Annotated in this window: 4 protein-coding genes; 1 reads left to right on the top strand and 3 read right to left on the bottom strand. The window is 61.2% G+C overall.

Annotated features, from left to right (window positions below):
* Nucleotides 1-129: 129 nt before the first annotated feature.
* The 3 genes from nfuA to HX869_RS30010 form a co-directional block, all read right to left on the bottom strand.
* Entirely contained in the window at nucleotides 130-714 is a 585-nt protein-coding gene (gene nfuA / locus HX869_RS30020) for a Fe-S biogenesis protein NfuA (protein WP_003210817.1), read from the bottom strand.
* Between the two features lie 59 nt (nucleotides 715-773).
* Complete coding sequence (locus HX869_RS30015) at nucleotides 774-1,796, bottom strand: acyltransferase (protein WP_178904096.1); 1,023 nt, start codon at nucleotides 1,794-1,796, stop codon at nucleotides 774-776.
* Between the two features lie 81 nt (nucleotides 1,797-1,877).
* Nucleotides 1,878-4,169: a fatty acid cis/trans isomerase gene (locus HX869_RS30010; RefSeq protein WP_178904095.1), complete on the bottom strand. Its 2,292-nt coding sequence runs from the start codon at nucleotides 4,167-4,169 to the stop codon at nucleotides 1,878-1,880.
* A gap of 164 nt (nucleotides 4,170-4,333) precedes the next feature.
* Here HX869_RS30010 and metH point away from each other — a divergent pair, with 164 nt between their 5' ends.
* Entirely contained in the window at nucleotides 4,334-8,044 is a 3,711-nt protein-coding gene (gene metH, locus HX869_RS30005; RefSeq protein WP_178904094.1) for a methionine synthase, read from the top strand.
* The last annotated feature ends 32 nt before the right edge of the window (nucleotides 8,045-8,076 follow it).

Genomic DNA, 8,076 nt, shown 5'->3' with positions numbered 1-8,076 from the left:
CCTAAATAACGGATATGTACACAACATACCTAACCTAAAACCTCACAACCCTAACGCAACCCACTGAATCCAAACCATAAAAAAACGGCGCTCACGGGGCGCCGTTTTTCACATCCGCAGCGAACACCCTTAGTAGTAGGCGTTTTCTTTCTGCGTATGGTCAGTCACATCCCGCACACCCTTGAGCTCCGGAACCCGCTCAAGCAGCGTACGCTCAATACCCTCACGCAAGGTCACGTCCGCCTGGCCGCAGCCCTGGCAACCGCCACCAAACTTCAACACAGCAATACCATCATCAACCACATCAATCAGGCTAACCTGACCACCGTGGCTGGCCAACCCAGGGTTGATCTCGGTCTGCAGGTAATAGTTGATGCGCTCGTTAATCGGGCTATCCGCATTAACATTCGGCACCTTTGCGTTCGGCGCCTTGATGGTCAGTTGGCCACCCATACGATCAGTGGCGTAATCAACCACCGCATCGTCAAGGAACGCTTCACTGAACGCATCGATATACGCGGTGAAGCTTTTCAGCCCCAACGCCGTATCTTCAGGTTTTTCTTCTCCCGGCTTGCAGTAGGCAATGCACGTCTCAGCGTACTGGGTGCCGGGCTGGGTGATAAAGACGCGGATGCCAATGCCCGGGGTGTTCTGCTTCGACAGCAGATCAGCCAGGTAATCGTGGGCGGCGTCGGTAATGGTTATGGCGGTCATGGAAACTCCTCGCAGGCTTGCCGGCAGTTTACGCCAAATTATTACCGAGGTACAAAGTCCTAGTATTTTTGTCGGGAAAGAACCAACCGTTCGTCGCCATCGAACCAGCCTTTGAGCCGACGATAACTGCCCTTTTCCAGCCAGTGGTAGCTGGCCAGCGACCCAATGGCGATCAGCACCACACACACGCCGAGCATCACGTAGGCATTCACCCCATAACGCTGGGCGACAAAACCGCCGGCGGACAACACCAGCACGTGCATCAGATAGACCGAGTAGGAACAATCCCCCATCACCTTGAGCAGTCGGCTGCGCTCGAAATAGCGTTCCATCGAGATACAGGCCACCACCAGCACCGCACTCGGCAAGCCCCAGGTCAGGGCCCGCGGCGATGCCGGCCAGTGATAGATCGCCAGCAATGCCCCCGCAATCCCCAGCAATGGAAGCCACAGCCCGGGGCGAATCCAGCCCTTGCGGTAAAGCATGCCGATGCCTATCCCCAGCAGGAACTCATACACAATGTCCGAACGATAGAATTCGCTGATCCAGCCGAAAGAAGTCCACGCCTGGCACACCGCGAACAACAACGCGCCCACCACCAGCACCCGCCACTGCCGGCGAAACAGCAACGCCCACGCAAACAGCACGTAGAAGAGCATCTCGTAGTTCAGGGTCCAGCCGACGTTCAAGGTCGGGTACACCCCATAACCACCGGGATTTTCCGAAGGTATGAACAGCAAGGACATCAACACATGGGCCGCATCGACGTTCTGGTCCGGCAACACCGGCCGCGCAAACACCACCAGCAGCGCCATCAACAGCGTGTAGAACCAGTAGGCCGGGACGATTCGCAGCAGGCGATACAGCAGGAATCGCCAGGGCAGCAGCTGTTTGTTCTCGGTGGAGAGGAAGATCACCAGGCCGCTGATCACAAAAAACACATCCACGCCCGCCGCACCTTTGTCGACAAACAGGTGGCCCAGCGCCGAATCGGCCTTAAAGCCAAAGAAAATCTGCATGAAGTGATGACCCACCACGGTCCAGGCCGCCAGGGCGCGCAGTGCCTGTACTGAAATCAACATCGTCGACCCACTCTCCCAACACTCGACACCGGTTATTCAGGTGCCTATGGCTTGGGACAGCCGTCGACGGTCAAAGGTCGATCAAAGATTCTCGTAGCGGTTCATGTCCAGCACGCCCTCTTCCACCGGCGTGGTTTCGCGGATGTACTGCGACAGGTCGTGGAAGTACTGCCAGAACTGCGGGTGACTGCGGCGGATGCCCCAGCGGTCGACAATCTTCTCGAAGCGATTGGCGTCCTTGGCGTTCTCCATGGCCGCGACAAACTCCGGCACTTGCTGCGCCGGAATGTTGAACATGAAGTTCGGGTAGCTGCTCAGCACGCCGGGATAGATGGTCACGGTGTCCAGGCCCGGCTGATAGCGATAAGCCTCACCGAGCATAAAGGCCACGTTGCTGTGGGCGCGGTTGCGCAACAGGCTGTACATCTCACGTTTGCCGCTGCGGGTTTCGATGCGCAGCATGGTCGCTTCCGGCAACAGGTCGATCACCTTGAGCCCCGCCGCCGGGCGGTTGGTCAGGCGGCTCAGGGCCTGTTCGGCGTCCTGCAACGCAGGGTCAATGCCCGGACGCGAGCAATAGGCGCTGACGCAACGGTTGATCGGGTCCGGGCTGGCGTTCAGGTCGCCGTAGCGGGCCAGCAACTGGTTGGCGAAGTCGCGCTTGGGGTCCTTTTCATCGAGCGTGAGGCCCGTGGGCTTGTCATCGTCGATGGCTTCATAGTCCAGCCACAGCTTGACCTTGCCGCTGTTCTGGTACCAATCGTCAAGGAAGTCATCCCGCGAGTCCGCCGGCATCAGGCGCAGGAAGTTCTGCTCGGCACCGTTGCGGATCAGGTCGAAATACAGGCGCGTCTGGGCCTGATGGGAAACGTTGCCGAACACATCGAAATTCACCGCCAACTGGTAGTAGGTGCGCTCCAGCAGCGGATAGTCGAACAGCCACAGGGTTTGCGGCACTTCACCAATCAAGCCCTTGGTCACCGAGGCGCTGTCGAAGTGACGGAAGATGCTCAACAAGGCGTTGTCGTTGCCCGCCCACAGGCTCGACCAGCTCGGCGGCGGCAGGTCGGCATAACTGTCCCGGCGCAACGCCTCGTACTCGTTGCGCTTGTCGCGGTATTTGAGCCAGAGGCTGAGCACGCTGCCCACATCGTCAATCTGCCCCGGCATCGCCAGCAACGGCGTGGCCTGGCCGCGGTAGCGGGCATCGGTGATGTACAGGTCGTGGTCGGGGTCCTGGAACAGGGTCCAGAAGTTGTCGCGGATCACGTCTGTCGCGATCTGGCCCCGGCATACCGGCCCGCGAATAAAGGTGCGCACGAAGTATTCGGCGTTATCCAGCATGAACTGGTAGCGCGCCTTGGCCGGAATCGCCTCGAAGGTCTCGAACGGGTTTGCGCGCCGGCCCGGCCCGTAGCCCGGCAAGGCTTGCACCTGCCAGTCATCGGTATAGAACAGCGACTTGATCCGGGCCATCTTCTCGGCGCTGAACGGATAGGTGATGTGAGTCTTGTGCACGATCACCCCCTGCACCGGCCACAGGCGGTAGTACACCTGGGTGCCCGGGTCGTCGTTGGGGCGGCGGGTGTTGATCAGGTCGATCGGCTGCCCGCTCGGGGTGCGCGAGCGTACCCACTGGAAGAAATGCCCCGGTTCGCCGCCTTCAAAGTAGATGTGAGCAAGGAACAGGTGCTCGAACAACCAGCGCGCCACCAGGCTTTCCCGGGCCCCGGGCTGGTTGAACAGGTTTTCCCATTGCTGCACTTGCAAGGCTTCCTTGGCACTCGGGGCCAGGCCTTGTTCGTCGATCGGTGCGCCGGAGGCCAGCCAGCGTTGCAGGGTCTGGTACTGCTGGTCGGTCAGGCCGGTGACGGCCAGGGGCATGCCTTCCTTCGGGTGGTTACCTGCGTAGGCGTTGAACTCCCCCGGCATCGGGCAGGTGTTTTCGCGGCTCAGGCCCAGCACGATGTCGTCGGGCAGCTTGGCGTTGGGCGCAAGCGGCGCGTTATGCCCCAGCTCCAGCATGCGCGCCATCAGTGCGGCCTGGCTGCCCTGGGCGTCGAGTACCGAGTAGAAATCCTTTTGCTGCCAGGCGGCTTTGCCGAAGGCGTCATAGAACAAACGGGTGGGCTGGCTGGCCTGGCTGCGCTCGCCGTCGTACACCGGCACCTTGGTCGCGCCACGTGCGGCGCCTTCGGCACTGCCCAGGTTGAGCTGGCAGGCCGAGTCGTAGCAGGCGTGGCAGGCCACGCATTTCTCGGTGAAGATCGGCTGGATGTCACGGGTATAAGAGATCGCCGGGGCGGGACCTTCTGCCTGTGCGGTAAGGGCGAACAGCGCAAACGCGGCGCTGACGATGAGGCGAAGTGACATGTTTCCGGTCCCGATTCAATGCGTGCAGTGAAAAACCCGTCGATTCTACCGATGTAACGCCCCCGCCAACATGAGCGATATTCATGCAAAGCCTGCACATGCTCTAAAAGCGCACAGGTTTGTTATGATCTTCGCCCTCCGTAATACCTGACCAGAGTAGTCCCATGCCCGATCGTAGCGCTCGTCTGCAAGCCCTCCACCAAGCCCTCAAGGAACGCATCCTGATCCTCGACGGCGGCATGGGCACGATGATCCAGAGCTATAAACTGGTAGAGCAGGACTACCGTGGCAAACGCTTCGCCGACTGGCCGAGCGACGTCAAGGGCAATAACGACCTGCTGGTGATCACCCGTCCGGACGTGATCGGCGGCATCGAAAAAGCCTACCTGGATGCCGGCGCCGACATCCTGGAAACCAACACCTTCAACGCCACGCGCATTTCCATGGCCGACTACGGCATGGAAGACCTCGCCTACGAATTAAACGTAGAAGGCGCGCGCCTGGCGCGCAAGATCGCCGACGCCAAGACCCTGGAAAACCCGGCCAAGCCGCGCTTCGTCGCCGGGGTGCTCGGTCCGACCAGCCGTACCTGCTCGCTGTCGCCCGACGTAAACAACCCCGGCTACCGCAACGTGACCTTCGATGAGCTGGTGGAAAACTACACCGAAGCCACCAAAGGCCTGATCGAAGGCGGCGCCGACCTGATCCTGATCGAAACCATTTTCGACACCCTCAACGCCAAGGCCGCGATCTTCGCCGTGCAGGGCGTGTTCGAAGAATTGAACGTCGAACTGCCGATCATGATCTCCGGCACCATCACCGACGCCTCCGGCCGCACCCTGTCGGGCCAGACCACCGAAGCCTTCTGGAACTCGGTCAGCCACGCCAAGCCGCTGTCTGTGGGCCTGAACTGCGCACTGGGCGCGAGCGAGCTGCGTCCGTACCTGGAAGAGCTGTCGAACAAGGCCAACACCCACGTTTCCGCCCACCCGAACGCCGGCCTGCCCAACGAATTCGGCGAGTACGATGAACTGCCGTCGGAAACCGCCAAGGTCATCGAGGAATTCGCCCAGAGCGGCTTCCTGAACATCGTCGGTGGTTGCTGCGGTACCACCCCGGGCCATATTGAAGCCATCGCCAAGGCCGTGGCCGGTTACGCACCGCGCCCGATCCCGGACATTCCGAAGGCCTGCCGCCTATCGGGCCTGGAACCGTTCACCATTGATCGCAACTCGTTGTTCGTCAACGTCGGCGAGCGCACCAACATCACCGGTTCCGCCCGCTTCGCCCGCCTGATCCGTGAAGACAACTACACCGAAGCCCTGGAAGTCGCCCTGCAGCAGGTGGAAGCCGGCGCCCAGGTGATCGACATCAACATGGACGAAGGCATGCTGGATTCGAAGAAGGCCATGGTGACCTTCCTCAACCTGATTGCCGGCGAGCCGGACATCTCCCGCGTGCCGATCATGATCGACTCCTCCAAGTGGGAAGTGATCGAGGCCGGCCTGAAGTGCATACAGGGCAAGGGCATCGTCAACTCCATCAGCATGAAGGAAGGCGTGGAACAGTTCATTCACCACGCCAGGCTGTGCAAGCGCTACGGCGCGGCGGTAGTGGTGATGGCGTTCGACGAAGCCGGCCAGGCCGACACCGAAGCGCGCAAGAAAGAAATCTGCAAACGCTCCTACGACATCCTGGTGAATGAAGTCGGCTTCCCGCCGGAAGACATCATCTTCGACCCGAACATCTTCGCGGTCGCCACCGGTATCGAGGAACACAACAACTACGCCGTCGATTTCATCAACGCCTGTGCCTACATCCGCGACGAGCTGCCGTATGCGCTGACCTCGGGTGGCGTGTCCAACGTGTCGTTCTCGTTCCGTGGCAACAACCCGGTGCGTGAAGCGATCCACTCGGTGTTCCTGCTGTATGCGATCCGCAACGGCCTGACGATGGGTATCGTCAACGCCGGCCAGTTGGAGATCTACGACCAGATCCCGGCCGAGCTGCGTGACGCGGTGGAAGACGTGGTGCTCAACCGCACCCCGGAAGGCACCGACGCCCTCCTCGCCATTGCCGACAAGTACAAGGGCGACGGCAGCGTCAAGGAAGCCGAGACCGAAGAATGGCGCGGCTGGGAAGTCAACAAGCGCCTGGAACACGCGCTGGTCAAGGGCATCACCACCCACATCGTCGAAGACACCGAGGAATCCCGGCAGTCGTTCGCGCGCCCGATCGAGGTGATCGAAGGCCCGCTGATGTCCGGCATGAACATCGTCGGCGACCTGTTCGGCGCCGGCAAAATGTTCCTGCCCCAGGTGGTGAAATCCGCCCGGGTGATGAAGCAGGCCGTGGCCCACTTGATCCCGTTCATTGAGCTGGAAAAAGGCGACAAGCCGGAAGCCAAGGGCAAGATCCTGATGGCCACGGTGAAGGGCGACGTGCACGACATCGGCAAGAACATTGTCGGCGTGGTGCTGGGTTGCAACGGCTACGACATCGTCGACCTGGGCGTGATGGTCCCGGCCGAGAAAATCCTGCAGGTGGCCAAGGAACAGAAGTGCGACATCATCGGCCTGTCCGGGCTGATCACCCCGTCCCTGGACGAGATGGTGCACGTCGCCCGCGAGATGCAGCGCCAGGATTTCCACCTGCCGCTGATGATCGGTGGCGCTACCACCTCCAAGGCCCACACGGCCGTGAAGATCGAGCCCAAATACAGCAATGACGCGGTGATCTACGTCACCGATGCCTCCCGCGCCGTGGGCGTGGCGACGCAATTGCTGTCCAAGGAATTGAAGCCGGCGTTCGTCGAGAAAACCCGCCTGGAATACATCGACGTGCGCGAGCGCACCTCCAACCGCAGCGCGCGCACCGAGCGCCTGAGCTACCCGGCCGCCATCGCCAAGAAGCCGCAGTTCGACTGGAGCAGCTACACGCCGGTCAAGCCGACGTTTACCGGCGCCAAGGTGCTGGACAATATCGACCTCAACGTCCTGGCCGAGTACATCGACTGGACACCGTTCTTCATCTCCTGGGACCTGGCCGGCAAGTTCCCGCGCATCCTCACCGATGAAGTGGTGGGTGAAGCGGCGACGGCGCTGTACGCCGACGCACAGGAAATGCTCAAGAAGCTGATCGACGAAAAACTCATCAGCGCCCGCGCGGTGTTCGGTTTCTGGCCGACCAACCAGGTGCAGGACGATGACCTGGAAGTCTACGGCGATGACGGCCAGCCGATTGCCAGGCTGCACCATTTGCGCCAGCAGATCATCAAGACCGACGGCAAGCCGAACTTTTCCCTGGCCGACTTCGTCGCACCCAAGGACAGCGGCGTAACCGACTACATCGGTGGCTTCATCACCACCGCTGGCATCGGCGCTGAAGAAGTGGCGAAGGCCTACCAGGACGCCGGCGACGACTACAACTCGATCATGGTCAAGGCCCTGGCCGACCGCCTGGCCGAAGCCTGCGCCGAGTGGCTGCACCAGCAGGTGCGTAAAGAGCACTGGGGCTACGCCAAGGACGAAGTGCTGGATAACGAAGCGCTGATCAAGGAGCAGTACAGCGGTATTCGCCCTGCCCCGGGTTACCCGGCGTGCCCGGATCACACCGAGAAGGCCCAGTTGTTCCAACTGCTGGACCCTGAAGCCCAGGAGATGCACGCCGGCCGCAGCGGCGTGTTCCTGACCGAGCACTACGCGATGTTCCCGGCAGCAGCCGTCAGCGGCTGGTACTTCGCTCACCCGCAGGCGCAGTACTTTGCGGTGGGCAAGATCGACAAGGACCAGGTCGCCAGCTACACCGCCCGCAAGGAGCAGGACCTGAGCGTGACCGAACGCTGGCTGGCGCCGAACCTGGGTTACGACAACTAAGTCGTGGCGCGCTGGCCCGGGCGTCCAGCCGG

The sequence above is a fragment of the Pseudomonas sp. P7779 genome, from assembly GCF_013386315.1.
Classification (GTDB): domain Bacteria; phylum Pseudomonadota; class Gammaproteobacteria; order Pseudomonadales; family Pseudomonadaceae; genus Aquipseudomonas.
This window is presented reverse-complemented; position numbering and strand designations above follow the sequence as displayed.

Excerpts from the sequence above, each read along its gene's own strand:
- nfuA (WP_003210817.1), bottom strand. The coding sequence starts at position 714 with ATGACCGCCATAACCATTACCGACGCCGCCCACGATTACCTGGCTGAT.
- HX869_RS30015 (WP_178904096.1), bottom strand. The coding sequence starts at position 1,796 with ATGTTGATTTCAGTACAGGCACTGCGCGCCCTGGCGGCCTGGACCGTG.
- HX869_RS30010 (WP_178904095.1), bottom strand. The coding sequence starts at position 4,169 with ATGTCACTTCGCCTCATCGTCAGCGCCGCGTTTGCGCTGTTCGCCCTT.
- metH (WP_178904094.1), top strand. The coding sequence starts at position 4,334 with ATGCCCGATCGTAGCGCTCGTCTGCAAGCCCTCCACCAAGCCCTCAAG.